The organism is Kribbibacterium absianum (assembly GCF_030067705.1).
GTDB lineage: Bacteria > Actinomycetota > Coriobacteriia > Coriobacteriales > Atopobiaceae > Kribbibacterium > Kribbibacterium absianum.
On record NZ_JASJEX010000002.1, the window covers coordinates 344,812 to 363,326 of the forward strand.

Below are 18,515 nucleotides of genomic sequence, written 5' to 3' on the forward strand. Positions count from 1 at the left end.
GCAGATCGGGGGCGTGCTTGGGCCCTCGAATCGGGCGTTCGCTTACTCGTCGTCCTCGACGATGTCCTCCTCGACGAACTCCGCGTAGCGCAGGCCGCAGGCGCTGGCCTCGCGCACGGCGTCGACCACTTCGGCGCGGCGCGCGGCGCGGGCGGCGGGGCTGTGGTGGTGATGGCCGCAGGGCGGGACGGGCGGCTCGGGCATCAGGCCATGCCCGTGGCGGCAGTGCGGCGGGCGCGACCCCTCCGGCCCGAAGTCATCGTCCGGGCCAAACAGGCGCTCACGGGCCTCGGCGCGCTCCTTCAGCGCTTCGCGCTCCTCGTCGGTGAGCTGTGCCTCCAGGTTGAGGATCAGCCGGTCGAGCAGGGCGCCGAGCGTCTGCAGCTCCTCGTCCGAGAAGCCCGCGAACAGCGCCTCGTCAAAGGGCCTGGGCGCCTCCTGGGCGCGGCCCCTGTCGGTCAGGTACACGAGCATCACACGGCCGTCGTCGGGGGACTGGCGGCGCTCGATGAGTCCGTCGCGCTCCATGCGGCCGAGCACCTCGTTGAGCGATGACACGCGGATGCCGAGCACCTCGGCCAGGTCGCGCGTGCTGACGCCGTCCTTGAGCTTGAGGAACGTGAGGATGCGGCCCTGGCCGCGGTGGGCGTCTCGGCGCCGGCGCTTCCCGCGGCGGACGCCGCCCATCAGGCGCTGCACGGTCATGAGCTTCTGGGCGATGGTCTCCTGGGTCTCCATGGTTACCTCGATTCAACAGGTACCGGTAATAACTTGTCTGGAGACTATGACAGGCACCTGTTAAACCGTCAACAGGCTTCTGACGGTACCTGTAGAAACTGTGAAGGGGATTCGGTGCCCCTGCGGCTAATATTGTCCCTAGATAAAGTTATGCGCCTAGCACAGTTGACCATAAAGGAGCGGCCATGGGGGAGTACTCGGTGGGCATCGCCACCCGCAGCAAGATCTACGACGTGGCCAAGCGTCTCTTCTACGAGCAGGGGGTCAAGGCCACGAGCTATGCCCAGATCAGCCGCGAGGCGGAGGTCAACAAGGGCCTCATCCCCTACTACTTCAAGACGAAGCCCAAGCTGGCGATGCAGGTGGACCGGGAGTTCCTGGGCGGCATTGACGACGCCATTTGGGGTCACTGGGGCGAGGACGGCCTCACGGACCCCGAGTTCCACATGATCTACGAGCTTCTGATGTTTCGGTTGCTCGGGCGCGATCCGCAGGTGTTGCGGTTCTACAGCGACGTGATGGGCGATCCCGACTGTCACGACGCGTGCCTCGCATTGCAGCGGGAGACGATGGGCCAGATAGCGATGGGCTCCGGCATCGCGGTGTCCGACGCCGCGCTCCAGACCATCGTCGCGATGGTGAACGGCACCGAGTCCGAGCTGGTGCACGCGCTTCAATCGGCCCAGCTGCACGAGTCGGTCGAGGATTTCGTGCGCCGGGACGTTCTGTGCTGCTACTTCCTTCTCGGCGCGGACACAGCCGCAGTGGAGGAGGTCTTCGATCGCTCGCTCGACCTGTGCGAAGGCCTGACGCTGGCCTGCGGGCCGGATTTCTCGGTGTCGGTTGTCGCGTCGTAGGCGACGGGCGGCCACGAGGTCATACGGTCGGTGCGACCCCCATGGTCTCGTGATGGATTCTCAGAGCGAAGTCGCGCCGAACCCCATGGGATTCGCCCGTTCGGCCGGCCAAACCTTCCGCTGACCCTCAGATATTGGTCGCGACAAAAATTGACTTGACATAAATTGCGGAGTCCCCCTATTCTCATGCCATCGAATTGACCACGAATAAATTTGGTCACAGACAACATGAGAAAGGGCACGCCGATGAGAGTCCCACCCAAGCTACGCCGGAACAACCACCTGGTTAGCACAGCGGATCTGTCCGCCAAAGAGCTGCGTGACATCCTGCATCTGATGAAGCTGCTCAAGGACGCCCATGTCCAGGGCGTGCAGCTGCCGCTCCTCAAGGACAAGGTGCTCGCGATGATCTTCGAGATCAGCTCCACGCGCACCCGCTGCTCGTTCGAGAACGCGATGACGTACCTGGGTGGCCACGCCGAGTTTCTCGCGATGAGCAACCTGCAGATCGGCGACGGCCATGAATCTATGCGCGACACCGCCGAGGTCATCAGCCGCATGTGCGACGGAGTGATCATGCGATGCAACGACCATGCCTACCTCGAGGAGTTCGCCAGGTACTCCTACGTGCCGGTGTTCAACGGCATGACGATGGACGGCCACCCCACCCAGGTGCTCGCAGACGTGTTCACGATGATGGAGCACCTGCCGGGCGTGCCGTTGCAAGACGTGACCGTCATGTACATGGGCGACAACAACGACAACGCCGACAAGCTGGTGCCGATCCAGCGCGAGATGATGTGGATGTGCGCGAAGCTCGGCATGACCTATATCGCCTGCGGGCCCCGTGCCATGTGGCCCAACGAGGCCGACACCGCTCAGTTCGAGCGCTTTGCCGAGGAGAACCACTCGGGCGCTCGTCTCATTTGCACTGAGGACCCGTTCGAGCACATCGCGGACGTCGACTTCACGGTCTCCGATTCCTTTGTCTACGGCATGCCGGAAGGCCCGGCGTACGACGCCCGTCGCGCGGCCCTGATGCCTTATCAGGTGAACCAGGCCCTGGTGGATGCTGGCAAGCCGAGCCTCGGGGTTCTCCACTGCCTGCCCTGCGAGCGTGACTGCGAGGTCACGTCCGAGGTGCTCGACGGCCCCAACTCCCTGGCCTTTGAGGAGGCCGAGAACCGCCTCCACGCCCAGAAGGCGATCCTCGTCTGGTTCATGTACGCAGATCCGACGCCGCCCGAGCTCACCACCTACCACATGGGCAAGGTCGAGGGCTTCCTGCACGGTGCCGAGCGCGACGTGCCGTCCTCCGTCTACCACCTGGACCACTCGGAAGAGCAGTAACCCTCAGGAAGGAGATCCATCCCATGAACCCTGCCCAGACCAAGCGCGCCGAGACCTGCGCCCTGCGCGTTAACCCCCAGCTCACCGACCACGACCACTACCTTGACTGGAAGGACCACACCCGCGAGGAGGTGCTGCGCGTCCTCGAGGTGACGCGCCTGCTCAAGGAGGCCCACCGCCAGGGCGTGCGCCCGCAGATCCTCTCGGGCAAGGTGCTCGGCATGATGTTCTTCGAGAGCAGCCTCCGCACCCGCGTGTCCTTCGAAGCGGCCATGGCCCAGCTGGGCGGCCACGCGGAGTTCCTGACGCCCAAGACCATGCATGTGGGCGATGGCAACGAGTCCATGCGCGACACCGCCGAGGTGCTCTCCCGCATGTGCGACGCCATTCTGATCCGCGCCGAGGACGACGCCGTGACCCGCGAGTTCGCGAAGTTCTCCTATTGCCCCGTGATTGACGGCGGCGGCATGAGCTACCACCCGAGCCAGGTCATCGCGGACGTCTTCACGATGCAGGAGCACCTGCCGGGTGTGCCCTTTGAGGACATGACCGTGATGTTCATGGGCGACAACAACAACGACTCGCAGTTCGCCTGCGTGCCGGTTCAGCGCTCGCTGATGAACATCTGCGCGATTCTCGGCATGCGCTACATTGCCTGCTCGCCGGAGTCGCTGCAGCCGACGGCCGAGGACGTCGCGACGTTCGAGCGTCTGGCGGAGCTCAACGGTTCCGGCGCTCAGTTGGTCGTGACGGACGACCCGGACGAGCACATCGCCGAGGCGGACTTCCTGGTGGGAGAGGTCTTCACCTTCAAGGGCATGGCCGAGCACACGGGCCTTTCGGACGAAGAGCTCCGGGCCGTGCGCTGGGACGTGCTGTACCCCAAGTACCAGATCAACGCCGAGCTGGTGGCCAAGGCCAAGCCCACGGTGGGCGTCATGCACTGCATGCCCGGCAATCGCGACGAGGAGATCACCACCGAGGTCTGGGATGGTCCGCACTCCCTGCTCTTCGAGGAGGCCGAGAACCGCCTCCACGCCCAGAAGGGCATCTGCGCCTGCGTGATGTACGACGGCGAGCCGCCCGCGCCGCTGGTCGCGTACCACACCGGCCGCGTCGAGGCCGCCCTGGCGGAGACCCTGGCCTACTAGCCCATCAATCTCACAACGTGCATTTAGGGACAGTCCCTAAATGCACATGAAGGAGGAAACCATGAAGAAGCGCATGGCCGCTGAGTGGGAGCCCGCCGTCGGCGTTCTTGTCGCATGGCCCGCGTCGCTGCCCCAGGCCCTGCTCGTCAAGCTCACCAATGACACCAACGTCCACTTCCTGTGCGCCGATGAGGACGCGACCGCCGAGGCCGCCGAGACGCTCTCCCAGATGGGCGCCAACCTCGAAAACGTGAGCTACCTCATCGTGCCCAAGGGCGACGATTCCACGTGGCCGCGCGATTGGGGCCCGCAGCCCCTCTTCGACGAGGACGGGAACTACTACGTCATCGGCCCGCGCTACGTGCTGTCCACGCCGTTCTGTGGCACAGAGCACGAGCCCGAGCTCTTCTGCGCTCCTTGGGGCGAGGAGAGGACCCCGCTCAGCCAGTTCGAGGGCGACACTTCCGACGACCTCGCCGCCGAGGCCATCGCGCGCCAGCTCCGTCTGGGCTATATCAAGGCGCCCTTCGCTTTCACCGGTGGCAACGTGCTCAACGACGGCGTTAACACCATTCTCTCCACCGAGGTCCTCATAGCCGAGAACCGCTTCCAGGGCCAGTCGCCCGAGGCCTACTTCACCAACGTGGCCAAGGCCACCGGCATGACCAACTACATCGTGCTCTCGGATTACGAGCACTTCTCGCTCAACCATGTGGACTGCTTCCTGAAGCCGCTCGACGAGCGCAGGCTCCTGGTGGTGCGTCCCCCCAAGGACCATGAGCTTTACCCCGTCTACCAGGACATCGTCGAGAACGAGATCCCTCGCTGCACCAACTCGTACGGCGATCCCTGGGAAGTGGTTCCGGTTGATTCGGGCGTCGTTCGCTCGGGGGAGGGCATCGCCGCGTACGTCAACTCCCTGATCCTCAACGATTGCGTCTACGTGCCGATGTACGGCATCCCGGAGGACGAGCGGGCGCTGCAGCAGTGGCGCGATGCGATGCCCGGCTATGACGTGCAAGGCTTCACGTTCGAGGTGGCCGACGAGCCGTTTGCCTATAACCCGGACGGCCTGTACGGCGAGGTGGGCTGGGACCCGGGCGATGTGCTCCACTGTCGCACTCGCGCCATTTGGGATCCCCAGATGCTGCATGTGGACGTGCCCGGGCCCGTTGGCACGCCCGGTGCCGAGGGCCCCGTCACGGTCGTCGCGAACATCCATGCCTACAGCGCTCGTCCGCTCGTGGCCGAGAAGACCAACCTCTGCTGGCGTGTGTCCGGTGGCGAGTTTCAGGCTGTGCCGCTCAAGCCGGGGAGCGCCCATGACCAGTATGCGGCCGACATTCCTGCGCAGCCGGCGGGCACCACGGTCGAGTACTACGTCGAGTGCGGCGACGAGTCGGGTCGCGTCAACACGAGCCCACACGGGGCGCCCAAGCAGTTCCTGAGCTACGTCGTCGCATAGGAGCGCGATCCCACGAATCGTTCAGCTACGGACGTGTTGGCCCCCGACACGTCCCATCCCATCCCTCCCGAAGGAGGTCTCGCAATGCAGCTCTCCAAGATGCAAAAGACGCTGCTCATCGCCGCAATCATCATCTCCAACGTAGCCGTCATGGGCGACTACGCCGTGTATCCCATCGTCGACGGCCTCTACTCGCTCTTTGGTGATCAGACTGGCTGGGTGGACACCTGGGTGGCCATGCCCCAGTGGGTGCAGGTCGTCTTCTCGTTTGCTGCGGCCGCGTTGCTGACGCGCATGTCCACCAAGGGCGTGCTGCTGCTCGGTGGCGTGTGCTTCACGGTGGGTGGCCTGTTCGGCGCCATTGTCCCCGCCATCGAGTTCATGACGTTCATGCGCTTCCTGTTTGGCGTGGGCATCGCGCTCGTCAACGTGGCTGGCGTCTCCGTGCTGGCCCAGGCGTTCACCGACGAGGGCGAGTACAACAAGGTCATGGGCTGGTACAACGCTGGGCAGGCCTTGATTGGCGCCGGTATCTCCGCCCTGGCCGGCAACTTGGCCCTGCTGGGCTGGTCACACGTGTTCTGGATCTTCATCGCCGCAGCGGCCATGACGGTCATGTTTGCGGTGTTCGTTCCCACGCTGCGGGACGAGGAAATGGCGGAGGAGGGCGTATCCGGCCCGACCGGCATGGTCTCCGGCGCCTTCTGGCTCGCTGCCATCGCTGTGATCGTGTTCTCCGTGGGCTACGCCATCGCTTCCTACTACGTGTCCTCCTACGTGATCGAGAACGGCATCGGCAACGAGACCATGGCCGGCTACCTGGGCTCTGTGGGCACCGTCGGCTCGTTCGTTTTCTGCCTGGGCTATGGCAAGGTCTACGAGAGGATGCACCGCTGGGTCGCCGTGGCCGCCTATGGCCTGTGCGCCGTCGTGTTCCTGCTGCTTGCCGTGGCGCCGGGCGCGGCTGTTGCCTACGTGGGCTACTTCCTGCTGGGTGTGGGCATGGGCGTCTGCGCGTCCTACAGCTACGGCATCGTGCCGGAGCACTGCTCGTCCGACCGTGTGGACTTTGGCATCGCCGTGATGACCGCCGTCATGTGCCTGGGCTACGCCGTGGCCAGCTACTTTGTCTCCTTCTTGCAGGAGGTCACCGGCACGAGCCTCTACACCCCGATGTTCCTCGTCGCTGCCGTGATGGCGCTGGTGGCCTGTGCGATCGAGGTTGTCTCGCACGCGGCCGCGTTCCAGCCTAAGGGCACCTGCACTCCGACGCGAGAGGGGCTGCCACAGGCCTAGCCCCGGCGGCGGACATTTGCGAGAGCCGTTTGTCCATGCCCGGCGCCAGGCCGCGTGGACAAACGGCTCTCTCCGAAGCGTCCGGGGCACCGCGTGCATTCGGGGGCAGTCCCCGAATGCACGCACATGCGCGGCTAGTACGGAGCGCTCAGTGGCCTCAGCTTCTTCAGCCGCTCCCACATCACGCGTTTCTCGGCCGGGTCATCCAGCGCCGCCTCGAAGCCGCCCAGGCTGCACGTCCTCATGCCGAGCAGCTCCACGAGCCGCCCCGGCTCCAACAGCGCTGCGTCCAGGTCCTCAAAGGCAACCAGTTCCGGCGCGTAGGCCTCTTGCAGCGCGCGGGTCGCGGCCGCATCGACGGGGATCAGCGTGCTCGGCGCCAGCGACGACACCGCGCGCCTCAGCACGTCCGGCGACAACGGGGCGCCGTGGACGTCCACCGTCAGCAGCGCGCACCAGTCCTCGGGTGCGTAGCCCAGCTGCTCCAGCGACGCCCGCAGTCCGTCTCCGTCACGCCCGGACAGGGGAGCGGCGCCGTTCCGTTCGGCCTCGTTGGGCTCGCCCTTGAGGAAGAGCACCGTCGCGAAGGCGTTCCCGGCCATGCGCGCGCCGGCCGCTGCGAGCGCGTTCATCTCGGCCGTCGCCTTGGCCACATAGGCGGTGCGCTTCTCTTCCTCGCGTCCTGGCACGGCTCCCCCTCTCTACGGCACGGAAGGGAGTCCCGTGCTCGGAATATGTGGGGCGCCGGAAGAATTCTTTCAGAATGCCGCCCAGCGCCATGAAATCCATTCTACGGGTATACCTGATCCAACGACAGAACCGGGCGGCCACGAGCGTCGCCCCGCACAGTGGAGGTATTCCATGGCGGTGAAGGAACTTAACGCATCTAACTTTGATGAGACCATCAACAACGCCGACAAGCCCGTCCTCGTGGACTTCTGGGCCAGCTGGTGCGGCCCCTGCCGCTTGATGTCGCCGATCGTCGACGAGCTTGCCGGCGAGATGGCCGACGTGCTCGAGGTCTGCAAGTGCAACGTCGAGGAGAACCAGGACCTGGCCATCCGCTACCAGGTCATGAGCATCCCCACGCTGATCCTCTTCAAGGGCGGCAAGCCGGCCCACACGATGGTGGGCGCCCAGCCGCGCGCGAAGCTCGCGCAGGAGCTGGCCAAGTACCTGTGATCCATTGTCTATACGGGGGCGCGTGCCCCTGCGAGCGCCCGGCACCCGTGTCGGGCGCTTTTTCATGCCCGTGAGACACTCTAAAGAGACAAGACTGTCTCATGGTCGCAGTGAGACGATCTCGTCTCTTCAAACTGTCTCACCGCCGCTGCGTGAGACGATCCTGTCTCTTTAAACTGTCCCAAACCGTCCTGCGGTTGGCTGCAGCAGGTCCCGTGGAAACGAGGGGCGGCATCCGGGTGCCTCGGCGCCCTTTGGTAGCATCACACAAGACGAACAAACGCGAGCGAGGAGACGCCCCATGGCTCAGGTGCTCGACATCAAGAAGGTCACCGTCGGACCCACCAGCTTCACCGCCACGGTGGACGTGGTGGAGGGCGCCCCGCTCATGACGAGCGAGAACGTCGAGGCCACCGCCCGCATCTACTGGCTCATGCCGTCCATCGCCGAGCAGGTCTGCCTCGGCGACGCCTCCGAGAAGTTCCAGGACGTCATGGGCGACACCGAGCTCCCGCACCTGATGGAGCACGTCGCGGTGGAGCTGCTCGCGCGCACCGGCATGGCGGGCGACATCACTTGTGGCCGCACGCGGCACGTCTCGGAGCGCACCTTCGAGGTGGAGTTCGCGTGCCCGGACGACGTCCTCGTGGCCGCCGCGCTCTCCTCGGCCGTGTTCATCGTCGAATGGGCCTTCTCCGGCGCCGACCCCGAGCTGGCGCCCAACGTTGACGCCATCGTCGAGGGCATCGCGCAGCTCACGTCCGCGAGCTTCGGCATGGAGGGCGACGAGGCCGTGCCCGCCGCAGAGCCGGGCCTCCCGAGCGAGGCCGAGTGGCAAGAGGCGGCCGTCGAGGCCGAGCAGCCGGTCGAGGCCGACGAGGTCGAGGTGGACGAGCCCGAGGCCGCACCCGAGCCGCCCGTGGACGCGCAGGAGGCCGAGGTGGTCGTCGACGAGGGCCCGTCTCTGGACGATTCGATGGCGTTTGTGCCTCCCACCCGCCGCATGTAGCGGCTCACATCGATACTGAAGAGTGGGTATACAGTCGCGGAAGCACATGCGACTTCGAAAAGCGCTCCGGCGCAGTTGCGACGCAGGCGCGCCGCCGTTACCGAGGAGGATCTGATGAGCAAGGGCATAAGCGGACTGGGCTTCCTGTTCGGCGCTGTGATCGGCGCGGGCATCGGCGCCGTGGCCGGCATTCTGATGGCGCCGCGCAGCGGCGAGGAGACCCGTGCGATGGCCGCCGACTCCGTGAACGACGCGTGGGACAAGGCCGTCGACGCCTACGAGAAGGGCGCCAGCCAGGTCTCCGCGAAGCTCAACGACGTGTCGCCCGTCGTCAACGCCAAGACCGACGAGCTCCGCGCCAAGGTGGACCTGGCCCGCGAGCGCATGGACCAGCTCCGCTCCACGCTGTCCGACTCCGTGAACCAGGCCGCCGGCGCCGTGCAGGAGACGCTGGACTCCGTCGCTCCCGAGGCTGCCGAGAAGGCCGCCCCTGCCGAGAAGCCGGCGACGGACGTGCACGTGGAGGCTCCGACCGAGGCCTAGCGGCCCGACGGACGGTCCCCGCGGGTTGCGGGACTTTCTTAAAGTTGTGATGGTGTTGTGAGCGGCCTTCAGCGCATGCTGGGGGTCGCTCGCGGCCACTCGCGCATCGATGGGTTTGGGTTAGCATGGCGCGAGTGACCGCATTCGAGGAGGAGGGGCCGTCATGGCCACGTGGGAGCAGCTCGGCAACGCCCGCACGTACGTGCCGCGCCATAGAAAGGCCGATGCCACCGAGGAGCCCAAGCCCAAGCGGCTCGGCCGCCTGCACCACTTGGTCTTCTCGCCCGACGGCCGTCGCGTGGTCGGGGCGATGGTCAAGCGGCCCGATGTGGCCGGCATGGTCAAGCGCGAGGACCAGTTCGTCGCGCTCGACCGCATCTTCGAGTACGAGAACGGCGTGATCGTCCAGGGCGACGACGCGTTCGACGGCGCGGCCGCCAAGCGCCTCGGCATCGACCTGGACCGGTGTCTCATCTGGGACGGCATGGACGTCGTCACCGAGAAGGGCGACCCGCTCGGCTACGTGGTGGACATCGAGTTCGACGGCACCACCGGCGAGCTGCGCCAGGTGAACTCCGTGGACAGCGGCATGAGCCAGTCGCTCGTGGGCTCGGTCCCCATCCCGGGCGACCTCGTGCTGGGGTACCGCGCGGGCGCCATGGTCGTGAAGAACGAGGCCAAGGACCTCCAACTCACCGGCGGCATCATGGGCGCGGCGGGCACGGCGGTGGGCAAGGCCCAGGTCAAGGCCAAGGAGGCCGGCGAGAAGACCGGCAAGGTGGTGGGGGAGGCCGTCGACAAGGGCAGCTTCGCGCTCGGCCGTGCGATCGGCCACGCCCGGAACGCGGTCCAGGAGGCCATGGCCGACGACGACCCCTGCGAGATGCCCGTCCCGGAAGGCGACGCGCACAAGCCTGAGCCGGACGGCCAGGACACGGAGCCGCCCCTCTACGTGCCGAGCGGCTCCTACGAGAGCGACATCGAGAAGAAGGCCGGCGAGCCGCAGGAGCCTGCCAAGCCCAAGGAGTCCACCGTGGACGCGGCCACCAAGGCCGTCGGCCGCCAATTGGGCAAGACCAAGGGGATGTTCGGCGCGTTCATGAAAGAATTCAAAGAGGCGAGCAAATAGCTCAAACGCACGACCGGCCCTTCGGGGCCTGACGGGGGTTTTCATGAGGAGCGGTTCAGACAAGCGAGCCACGGGCCACGTCTCACGGCATGCGTCCCGGCGCCATGACGCGCCGCCGGCGCATGCGCGCCATGGGAGCGGCGCCCCGGGATCCGCGCCGGCGGGGATCAACCCCCTGATGTCGGGTCAGCGGGGGGCCGGAACGACGCCCCATCAGGGTCGCGTGCGGCACCTCGACCTGCCGGACCCTGAGGCCGTCTCTGAGAACCCGGGCCCCGCGCCCGCGAGCGAAGCGCCGGCGGAGGCGCGGACGTCCCACGGGAAGGAGCATCCGGCCAGCACCGTGCAGGCCGGCTATCGCGCCCCCGTCAAGAACCCATACCTCGAGACCGGCGCGAGCCTCGGCCGCGTGACTCAGGGCCCGAGGCCCGTCTGGGACAAAGACGAGGAGCGCCGCCGCAAGCGGGGCACCACCCGCAAGGCGCTGCTCATCCTGCTCGCCGTCGTGCTCGTCATCGCCGGCATCTGGGCCTTCGCGTGGTTCAACCGCAGCGTGACGATCACGCTCAACGGCGGGGAGGCCTCCGTCAAGGTGGGTAGCACCATCGAGCAGATCATCGAGGCCAAGGGCATCGCCCCCAAGCCGGGCAACCTCGTGAGCGTGACGGGGACGCTGCTCGAAGAGGGGAAGGGCAACCCCTACTCGGTGAAGAACGGGGACGCCGACCTCACACAGGACCAGGCGGCCGCGCTCAAGGTGGAGGGCGGCGAGAACCTCACCATCGGCGACGGCACGGACCTGACGGAGCCCTACACCTCCGAGACGAAGGAGGTTCAGCCCAAGCTGCTGATGGAGGGCGCCTGGGGCGCGGTGGCCTACGTGAGCCAGTGGGGCAAGCCGGGGGTTCAGGAGTTCAAGACCGGTACCATCTCCGGCGAGACGGACGCCGGCACGATGACGCAGGAGGTGCAGGACTGCGTCATCACCCTGGCCAACCCCACCCCTGCGGACGGCAAGAAGCTCGCGGCCCTCACCTTTGACGACGGCCCCTCCGCCTACACCCAGAAGTACCTGGACATCCTGGCCCAGCACGGCGCCAAGGCCACGTTCTTCTGCCTTGGTGAGAACATCAGCAACTACCCGGAGCAGGCCAAGGCCATCGTCGACGCCGGGTGCCAGATCGCGAGCCACACCGAGACCCACTCGGAGCTGCCCAAGCTGACGGCCGAGGACCTCCAGTCGGAGCTCACGGGCACCTTCACGAAGATCAAGGACGCAACGGGCGTCTCGACCACCGTGATCCGCCCGCCCTACGGCGAGTTCAACGAGCGGGCCTGGCTCAACTCCGGCGGCAAGCTGAGCGCCTCGATCCTCTGGACCCAGGACAGCCTCGACTGGAAGCTGCCGGGCGTCGACACCATCGTGAAGAACTCCCTCGCCAACCTCAGCTCCGGGCCCATCATCCTGATGCACGACGGCGGCGGCAACCGCGACCAGGACGTCCAGGCGCTGCCCCAGATCATCGAGGCCCTGCAGGCGGACGGCTACCAGCTCGTGACCATCGACGAGCTGCTGGCGAGCGACCCCTCGATCCCGAGCGACATCGCGTCGGGCAACGCGACGATACCCGAGGGCTGCGTCTGGCCCACGGAGCTCGCCGACGCGTAGCCCTACGCCGCCGAGAAGGACCACAGCCCCCGCGCCTGGCCGAGCACCTGTGCGAGGTCCCAGCCCTGCCGCGTGCGCGGCTGCGAGTTCGGGTCCATCACGTGCACGGTGCCGTCGGTGCCCAGAGACGTGAGCACGATGAAGTGCCCCGTGCTCGTGAAGTCCCCTGGGCCCATGGACGCGATGACCGGCCGGCCGGCCTCGAGCGCTCCCGTGACCGCCTCGACGGTGGCCGGCTCTTCACGGCCGTCCAGTCCCAGCCCCCGCGCCCCGTCCGTCATCAGCGTCCAGGCCGTGAGGCCGTCGTCCACGTGGCCGTTGCCCTCGCTGTAGGCCGCGACCACCGGGGGCGTCAGCGACTCGTTGCCCGTCAGCGCGATCGCGACCGCCGCGAGGCAGGTGGGCCCGCAGCCGGAGGACCCGATGGTCGCGCCGGCGTAGGGCTCGTCGGCCCACTGGGGGTCCGTCTGGTAGAGCGCCGGCACGTGACCCGCGCGCCACGTGGAGGGGGAGTCGCTCAGGTAGGGGGCCGCGACGGCCGAGCTCGCGTGCGCGAGCCCCCAGGTGAAAAGCACCGCCGCGACGACCACGAGCGCGAGCACCACGAACGGCCACCGGCGCCGCGGCGGCGCCTCCCACGGCCTCGGCGACGGGAACTCGTTGGAGCACGCCCGGGCGATGCCGGCGCGGGAGACCTTCTCGTAGGAAACGTAGACGGGGGTCTGGATGTGGCTCATGGGCGCTCCGATCCTCTTGGCTGCCGATGCCAATAGGATGGGCTCCGGGGGCCCGGGAAGGGCGACGGACCCCTTACCGCCGCCTTACAGCCTCGTCATGCCCGCGCCTACTTCGTGCGGGCGGTGCTCTTCACGTCCATCGACATCGTCTGGAAGCGGTCCTCCATGTACGAGTTGTCGTAGTGGACCGCGCAGAACTTCTCGATGGGCGTGGTCTCGGGCACGCCCGCCTCGCGCAGGTACCAGCAGTCGATGGCGACGAGCGTGGCCGCGCCGTCAAAGATCATGAGGATCGCGCAGATGGTGGTCAGCGTGTAGCGCCAGCCCCACGGGATCTTCTTGACGAACCACAGCATGACCGGCAGGAAGAGCTTGACCCACACGAGGCCGAGCGCGCCCCAGCAGCACATGTACATGAAGTTCGTGCGGCCGTCGATGTTGAGGAACGTGCCCGAGTAGTCCCAGGCCGTGATGCCGAAGGCCGTCTGCAAGAACCAGCTGGTGAAGAACTCGAACGCCCCGCCGATCACCGCACTCACAAGGAAGATGAACCACCACGGCTTGTCGTGGAACCGGTTGAGCGCGATGGTCATCAACAGGGCGCCGAAGCCGTAGATGGGCGACAGGGGCCCCCACAGCATGCCGGCGCGGTCCTGGTAGGCGTGGAAGATCACGAGGTGCGTGACGGTCTCCACGATGAGGCCGAGCACCGACGCGATGGTGAAGATCCAAAAGATGTTGAAGAAGTTGAGCGTGATGTAGCCCTTGCCCGAGCGCTTGCCCGGGACCACGGTGCGCTCGTCGGACGTGCTGCGGATCATGTCCCGGAGCGACTCGGTGTCCGTCTTGCGGTTGGCGCGCTCGAGGGCCAGCTCCGGGTCCCAGTAGCTGTGGAGCGCGATGAGGAGCGCGGAGACGAGCCCGTAGATCACCAGCGTGCTCGTCATGCCGAAGACCATCAGGTGGCAGAGGATGACGCCGGAGACCTCCACGACCATGACCTCGACCAGGTGCAGGCGCCCCTTGTCCTCCCCGCGCACCATGCGGAGCGCAAGGATCGGGAACCCGGCGCAGAGGCCGAAGAGCAAGAGGCACTCCACCGCGAAGACCACGAGGGTCACAAAGAGGTTGCCCGTGTTGCCGCCATCGGAGATGTCCGTCCCCGCCTGCACGGCGAGCGAGATGAACAGCGGCACCATGAACGCGCCGGCCACGGCGCAGAGCACCGCATAGGTGGCCGTCGTGCGGGTCACGGTGTGGCCGAGGAGCGACACGAAGTTCGGGGAGATGTGCTCGCCGTTCTTGCGGAGGATGCCCTTGCCGGCCTTGGCCACCTGCTGGGCGCTGGGCGTGGCCGTGGCGATGAGGGGTGCCGCGTGCTTCGGCGCCGGTTCGGGAGCCGGTGCGGGGGTGGGCTCATCGGGCACCACGGGGCCTGAGATGAGGTCGGCGATCTCGTCGTGCCCTTGGGCGCGGAGCTGCTTGTTGAGGGCGCGGCGCTCGGCCAGGAGCCGCTGCTCCTCGGCGTGCACCTGCTCGATTCGCTTGTCCAGCGCGGCGCGCTGCTCCTCTGCGGTGGGGGCCGCGCCCTGCTGGGGGTCGGTGGCGCCTGTCGTGGGTTCGTCAGCCATGGGGTCTCCAGGGTCTTCGCGGGTCGAATGTCCCCTTCATACCCGCAAACAGCGACCTCCCCGAAAAGCGTCCCTTCAGGCTGGCGCGCCGGAGGGCTTGCGGCCCGGCGCTAGTGCTTCTTGGTCGCTTGCGCCGCGAGGTACTCCTCGAAGGTGTCGTACACCACGCGCTCGCGGACCGCCGGAGCGCCGGCCAGCACCTCGGCGGCCCGGCGCCGGCCGTTCTTGCAGCGGGGCGACGTGAGCGGGCAGTGATGGCCGCACCCGTCGCACGTCAGGCCCTTGAGCAGCTTCTCCTGTTCGGAGGTCAGGTGGTCCATCGCGTGCTTCCTCGTCTTCTTCCAGGCCTTCCGGAGCTTCTTCTCGCGCTTCTTCCCCAGCTCGGCGCGGAGCTTCTTGAGAAGCTTCTTCCGCGCGCGTTTCTCGCGCTTCTTGGCCTTCTTGGCTTTCTTGCCCACGGTCAGTCCTCGCTTCTGTCTGAGAACCACAGCGCCAGCACCCCGATGAGGGTCGCCCCGCCCGCCACGGCGAGCACCGCCTGCAGCCCTTGGGTCGTCAGGCCGAGCAGGCGCGCCAGCGACGAGAAGCGCCTCCGGCGCGTCTCGGTCCTGCGGTACCGTGCCATCTCCTCGGCGGACAGCGGCGTTTCGGGGTCAAGGGCCGGCGCCGGCGCCACGAAGTCCTGAACCGCGGCGCCCGCTGTCTCGGCCAGTTGCGCGGCCGAGTCCTGCAACGTGATGCTCGCCAGCTCCATGAGCAGGCCGATCACGTAGTCCCGCATGGCCGGGTCGGCATCGGCCATCTGGCTCACGACGCTCGTGACCACCGAGGGGTCACCGGACAAGAGGTCGGAGAGCGTCCGCACCCCGGCCGCCTCCAGGCAGTCGAAGAACTCGCCGAACAACTCGCGCCGCTTCTCCTGGTTCGCCGAGCCCAGCCACTGGTCGAAGGCCGCGTTGACCTTCCGGGCGCTCGGCAGGAGCTCCTGCGGCTCCACGCCGACGAACTCGGTGCCCCGCACCTGCCAGCCCATCGCGCTGTGCTGCATCACGCCCTGGTCGCTCGAGAGGACGATCTTCGTGGGCTCCAGCACGTCGAGCAGCTGTCCCACCACGTCGAACGCCGGCACATAGGTGCGCACGCGGTCGCGGATGCGGTCGAGCGCGCTCGCCGGCAGCACGCCCTCGTCGAAGCCGGGGCCGTCGTCGTTCCAGACCACGGAGATCTTGTCGCGCACGGCCTGGTCGCAGAGGGCCGCCGCGTACACGGCCAGGTTGCCGCCCTTGGAGTGGCCGCCCACCATGATGGGGGCCGGGATGTCTGCGCAGGTCACGTTCAGGTACGTGACGGCGTCCCGCTGGGAGGTCACGGTGCCGTAGGTCATCTCGAAGTCCTCGCGCCAGCCCACGATCGTGTCGTCCGTGCCGCGGAACGTCACGTACGTGGAGCCGTCCGAGAGCCGCACCTGGAACACGGCGAGCTGCTCGGACTCCGCCACGTCCGTGCGGGAGTGGAGGCGCCCCACGAGCGCGCCCGAGAAGCGCCGTCCTTCGGCCAGCTTCTGGGGCAGCAGCGACGTGAGCGGCGAGATGACGCCGGCATGCCCGTAGATGGTGCCCTTGCCGTGGAGCTTGCGGAACTCCTCGGCTGCCTCGGCCATCGTGACCCAGGTGTCCTCGGTGGCCCAGGGCACGACGCCCTCGAAGGCCACGTAGGACAGCTGGGCGAGGATCGCGTTGTCCACCTCGTTGAAGGGCACCTGATCCAGGGGCACGTCGCCGAACCAATCCAAGTAGTCGAGCATGTTGGCCATGGGTCTCTTCCTCACTGGGCGCCGGGACGGTCGTCGCTCCCGTTCCCTGCTGCTATGGGCCGTGCGTGTGCCACGGGTGCTTCCTACCCGTAGAAGGTCGGTATGTCCGGTACCATGCTGCATGCTGTTTTGCAACTAGCTTTCCCAAGGAGCCCGCTATGGCCCGCCGCGCCGTGACCTTCGCCCTGACCGCCCTGCTCGTCTGTGCCCCGGCCTCTGTGCTCGTGGGCTGCGACGCCACGGCCGGTGGTTCGGGCGCGGCAACGACCTCCGGCGAGACCACCACCGGGCGCCGCTTCACCGTTCCCGCTGCGTTCTTTGGCAACAAGGCCGCCTCCGCCTGCGAGGAGGTGCTCGAGAACTACGGCGCCCAGGACATCGAGCGCAACGCTGACGGCTCCTACACGGTCTCCATGACCGACGCCGGCTACGAGCGGTTTGTGGCCGACGACCTCTCCGCCACCGAGCAGGTCCTCGATGCGATCCCCGGCGCCAAGGGCTACTCGCGCATCACCCACGTGAGCTACAACGAGGACCTCACCGAGGTCACGTTCACCTGCTCCTCGGGCGGCAGCCTCGGTGACGCGGGCGACAATGCCGCCAACACGGCGATCTACGTCTGCTGCCTCCACCAGACCATCGCCGGTGTGAGCGACCTCGACTGCACGGTCACCTTCAAGGACCCGGCCGGCGGTGTCATCGCGACCTACTCGGCGCAGGACATCCTCTCCAATGCCTCCTAGGCTGTCCTCATTGTGCTACTGGGTGCATAAAAAATAGGTTAGAATGCATCAAGCATCCTGAAGAATGGGCAATAGGTTGAGCGTCTTGAAGGAATCCTGATGCCGATTCGCTCCTCCGGTGCAGATTCATAGGAATCGAAGCACTTCAAATCACAAATCACGGTCGGCGAATCTTGAACGGATACTGAACATACCGACGTTCGCCGTACTGTCGTGGATCATCTGGGCGTTTGTGCAACCGGTTGCGGGGACCGTTCGGCGCCAAACCGGGAAAAAACTATCTCGTCCTGTGAACGGTTTTCACCTATTCATCGACGGCAATCGAAGCTAAACCGCAGGTCAGCCTCTGTCTTTGACCCGCTGGGGCGGGTGGCGCCCGTCGGTGTGTCGAAGTCGGCTCCCCGTCGCCCGGGCGAGCAGGATGCGACCATTCCGGGAACGTTTATCCCTTCGCGCTTAAACGAAAGCGTTCGCGGGGCATCCCGAAGCGTTTTGCAGGTCAAAGTGACAAAAGGCGCACTTTAAGATGATTGGGACTTTCTTGAAGACCGACCCTTCACAAATCAGCCCAAAGTGCATAACATAGGGGCAGTTGTCAAAATAGGCGGGTGAGGTCTCCATGAAGAGCATCGGCTGCGCCGCCATCTTCAAGGCCCTGGCAGACGAGAACAGGGTCGACATCGTTCGGTTCATCGCTCGGCATCCAGGGGTGACGGCGAGCGCCCTGCTCGACCGCCTGGACATCGCGCAATCCACTCTGTCCCACCATATGAAGGTGCTTGTGTCGGCCGGTCTCGTCAATGTGAAGCGCAGGGGCAAGTGGACCCACTACTCCATCAACGTCGAGACGGTGGACCGTCTGGAGCGCTTCCTCAACGGCCTGCGCTCGCCGCGCTCCGTCAAGTCTCGCCGTCCGGCCCGCGGCGGCGTGCCGGACCTGGAGGTGCCCGACGTCGAGCAGCCCGAGGCCACGGTCATCCACATGGGCGCAGCGGTCGCGGCCGACGAGATCGCCGACTTCCGCCACGAGCAGCCACGGGCGGCCGAGCTCCTCTCGGAGGAGTGGCGCGGCGGCAGCGATCGAAGACCGGTCCGGTGAGCGGGGGACGAGAGTCCCCCGTTTTTGTGGCGAGAGGGTGGAGGCGTCGGTGCGGGGTACCCTCGTTTCAGCTTGAGCCGCGCTCGACGATGGACAAACTGAA

18 protein-coding genes are annotated in these 18,515 nt (G+C 66.6%); 12 read left to right on the forward strand and 6 right to left on the reverse strand.

Going from position 1 to position 18,515, the window contains the following annotated elements:
* Positions 1–42 precede the first annotated feature (42 nt).
* Complete coding sequence (locus tag QJ043_RS04565; protein ID WP_283713574.1) at positions 43–738, reverse strand: MarR family winged helix-turn-helix transcriptional regulator; 696 nt, start codon at positions 736–738, stop codon at positions 43–45.
* A gap of 185 nt (positions 739–923) precedes the next feature.
* Here QJ043_RS04565 and QJ043_RS04570 point away from each other — a divergent pair, with 185 nt between their 5' ends.
* From QJ043_RS04570 to QJ043_RS04590, 5 genes are all read left to right on the forward strand, one after another.
* Positions 924–1,595, forward strand: coding sequence for a TetR/AcrR family transcriptional regulator (locus QJ043_RS04570; RefSeq protein WP_283713573.1), 672 nt, complete (start codon positions 924–926; stop codon positions 1,593–1,595).
* 246 nt (positions 1,596–1,841) lie between these two features.
* A complete protein-coding gene (gene argF, locus QJ043_RS04575; protein WP_283713572.1) occupies positions 1,842–2,945 on the forward strand; it encodes an ornithine carbamoyltransferase in 1,104 nt (367 codons plus the stop codon).
* Positions 2,946–2,968: 23 nt separating this feature from the next.
* On the forward strand, positions 2,969–4,096 hold the full coding sequence (locus QJ043_RS04580) for an ornithine carbamoyltransferase (RefSeq protein ID WP_283713571.1): 1,128 nt from the start codon (positions 2,969–2,971) through the stop codon (positions 4,094–4,096).
* Between the two features lie 61 nt (positions 4,097–4,157).
* The gene (locus tag QJ043_RS04585) at positions 4,158–5,561 is read left to right on the forward strand and encodes an agmatine deiminase family protein (RefSeq protein WP_283713570.1); all 1,404 of its coding nucleotides are present in this window, start codon (positions 4,158–4,160) and stop codon (positions 5,559–5,561) included.
* A gap of 84 nt (positions 5,562–5,645) precedes the next feature.
* Entirely contained in the window at positions 5,646–6,857 is a 1,212-nt protein-coding gene (locus QJ043_RS04590; RefSeq protein ID WP_283713569.1) for an MFS transporter, read from the forward strand.
* A 134-nt stretch (positions 6,858–6,991) separates the two neighbouring features.
* On the opposite strand, the gene QJ043_RS04595 is transcribed toward QJ043_RS04590, so the two are convergent.
* Positions 6,992–7,546: a hypothetical protein gene (locus QJ043_RS04595; RefSeq protein ID WP_283713568.1), complete on the reverse strand. Its 555-nt coding sequence runs from the start codon at positions 7,544–7,546 to the stop codon at positions 6,992–6,994.
* Between the two features lie 172 nt (positions 7,547–7,718).
* On the opposite strand from QJ043_RS04595, the gene trxA reads away from it, so the two are divergent.
* The 5 genes from trxA (at position 7,719) to QJ043_RS04620 (ending at position 12,389) form a co-directional block, all read left to right on the forward strand.
* Complete coding sequence (gene trxA / locus QJ043_RS04600) at positions 7,719–8,039, forward strand: thioredoxin (protein ID WP_283713567.1); 321 nt, start codon at positions 7,719–7,721, stop codon at positions 8,037–8,039.
* 301 nt (positions 8,040–8,340) lie between these two features.
* The gene (locus QJ043_RS04605) at positions 8,341–9,048 is read left to right on the forward strand and encodes a cyanophycin synthetase family protein (RefSeq protein ID WP_283713566.1); all 708 of its coding nucleotides are present in this window, start codon (positions 8,341–8,343) and stop codon (positions 9,046–9,048) included.
* A gap of 114 nt (positions 9,049–9,162) precedes the next feature.
* Positions 9,163–9,591, forward strand: coding sequence for a YtxH domain-containing protein (locus QJ043_RS04610; RefSeq protein WP_283713565.1), 429 nt, complete (start codon positions 9,163–9,165; stop codon positions 9,589–9,591).
* Positions 9,592–9,754: 163 nt separating this feature from the next.
* A complete protein-coding gene (locus QJ043_RS04615) occupies positions 9,755–10,720 on the forward strand; it encodes a PRC-barrel domain-containing protein (RefSeq protein WP_283713564.1) in 966 nt (321 codons plus the stop codon).
* A gap of 178 nt (positions 10,721–10,898) precedes the next feature.
* Positions 10,899–12,389, forward strand: coding sequence for a polysaccharide deacetylase family protein (locus QJ043_RS04620; protein ID WP_283713563.1), 1,491 nt, complete (start codon positions 10,899–10,901; stop codon positions 12,387–12,389).
* A gap of 2 nt (positions 12,390–12,391) precedes the next feature.
* Here the strand turns inward: QJ043_RS04620 and QJ043_RS04625 are convergent, their stop codons facing one another.
* The 4 genes from QJ043_RS04625 to QJ043_RS04640 all read right to left on the reverse strand — a co-directional run bounded on the left by QJ043_RS04625 (position 12,392) and on the right by QJ043_RS04640 (position 16,570).
* Positions 12,392–13,126 (reverse strand): C39 family peptidase, encoded by a 735-nt coding sequence (locus tag QJ043_RS04625; RefSeq protein WP_283713562.1) that lies wholly within the window; start codon positions 13,124–13,126, stop codon positions 12,392–12,394.
* Positions 13,127–13,233: 107 nt separating this feature from the next.
* Positions 13,234–14,757 (reverse strand): putative ABC transporter permease, encoded by a 1,524-nt coding sequence (locus QJ043_RS04630; protein ID WP_283713561.1) that lies wholly within the window; start codon positions 14,755–14,757, stop codon positions 13,234–13,236.
* A gap of 110 nt (positions 14,758–14,867) precedes the next feature.
* Entirely contained in the window at positions 14,868–15,215 is a 348-nt protein-coding gene (locus tag QJ043_RS04635) for a hypothetical protein (RefSeq protein ID WP_283713560.1), read from the reverse strand.
* A gap of 2 nt (positions 15,216–15,217) precedes the next feature.
* Complete coding sequence (locus QJ043_RS04640) at positions 15,218–16,570, reverse strand: Mbeg1-like protein (RefSeq protein ID WP_283713559.1); 1,353 nt, start codon at positions 16,568–16,570, stop codon at positions 15,218–15,220.
* 158 nt (positions 16,571–16,728) lie between these two features.
* Between QJ043_RS04640 and QJ043_RS04645 the strand changes: the two genes are divergently transcribed.
* Both QJ043_RS04645 and QJ043_RS04650 read left to right on the forward strand, forming a co-directional pair.
* Positions 16,729–17,313, forward strand: coding sequence for a hypothetical protein (locus QJ043_RS04645; RefSeq protein ID WP_283713558.1), 585 nt, complete (start codon positions 16,729–16,731; stop codon positions 17,311–17,313).
* Between the two features lie 619 nt (positions 17,314–17,932).
* A complete protein-coding gene (locus QJ043_RS04650) occupies positions 17,933–18,412 on the forward strand; it encodes an ArsR/SmtB family transcription factor (protein ID WP_283722744.1) in 480 nt (159 codons plus the stop codon).
* The last annotated feature ends 103 nt before the right edge of the window (positions 18,413–18,515 follow it).

Coding starts and splice junctions, on each gene's coding strand:
- QJ043_RS04565 (WP_283713574.1), bottom strand. CDS start 738: ATGGAGACCCAGGAGACCATCGCCCAGAAGCTCATGACCGTGCAGCGC.
- QJ043_RS04570 (WP_283713573.1), top strand. CDS start 924: ATGGGGGAGTACTCGGTGGGCATCGCCACCCGCAGCAAGATCTACGAC.
- argF (WP_283713572.1), top strand. CDS start 1,842: ATGAGAGTCCCACCCAAGCTACGCCGGAACAACCACCTGGTTAGCACA.
- QJ043_RS04580 (WP_283713571.1), top strand. CDS start 2,969: ATGAACCCTGCCCAGACCAAGCGCGCCGAGACCTGCGCCCTGCGCGTT.
- QJ043_RS04585 (WP_283713570.1), top strand. CDS start 4,158: ATGAAGAAGCGCATGGCCGCTGAGTGGGAGCCCGCCGTCGGCGTTCTT.
- QJ043_RS04590 (WP_283713569.1), top strand. CDS start 5,646: ATGCAGCTCTCCAAGATGCAAAAGACGCTGCTCATCGCCGCAATCATC.
- trxA (WP_283713567.1), top strand. CDS start 7,719: ATGGCGGTGAAGGAACTTAACGCATCTAACTTTGATGAGACCATCAAC.
- QJ043_RS04605 (WP_283713566.1), top strand. CDS start 8,341: ATGGCTCAGGTGCTCGACATCAAGAAGGTCACCGTCGGACCCACCAGC.
- QJ043_RS04610 (WP_283713565.1), top strand. CDS start 9,163: ATGAGCAAGGGCATAAGCGGACTGGGCTTCCTGTTCGGCGCTGTGATC.
- QJ043_RS04615 (WP_283713564.1), top strand. CDS start 9,755: ATGGCCACGTGGGAGCAGCTCGGCAACGCCCGCACGTACGTGCCGCGC.
- QJ043_RS04620 (WP_283713563.1), top strand. CDS start 10,899: ATGTCGGGTCAGCGGGGGGCCGGAACGACGCCCCATCAGGGTCGCGTG.
- QJ043_RS04625 (WP_283713562.1), bottom strand. CDS start 13,126: ATGAGCCACATCCAGACCCCCGTCTACGTTTCCTACGAGAAGGTCTCC.
- QJ043_RS04630 (WP_283713561.1), bottom strand. CDS start 14,757: ATGGCTGACGAACCCACGACAGGCGCCACCGACCCCCAGCAGGGCGCG.
- QJ043_RS04640 (WP_283713559.1), bottom strand. CDS start 16,570: ATGGCCAACATGCTCGACTACTTGGATTGGTTCGGCGACGTGCCCCTG.
- QJ043_RS04645 (WP_283713558.1), top strand. CDS start 16,729: ATGGCCCGCCGCGCCGTGACCTTCGCCCTGACCGCCCTGCTCGTCTGT.
- QJ043_RS04650 (WP_283722744.1), top strand. CDS start 17,933: ATGAAGAGCATCGGCTGCGCCGCCATCTTCAAGGCCCTGGCAGACGAG.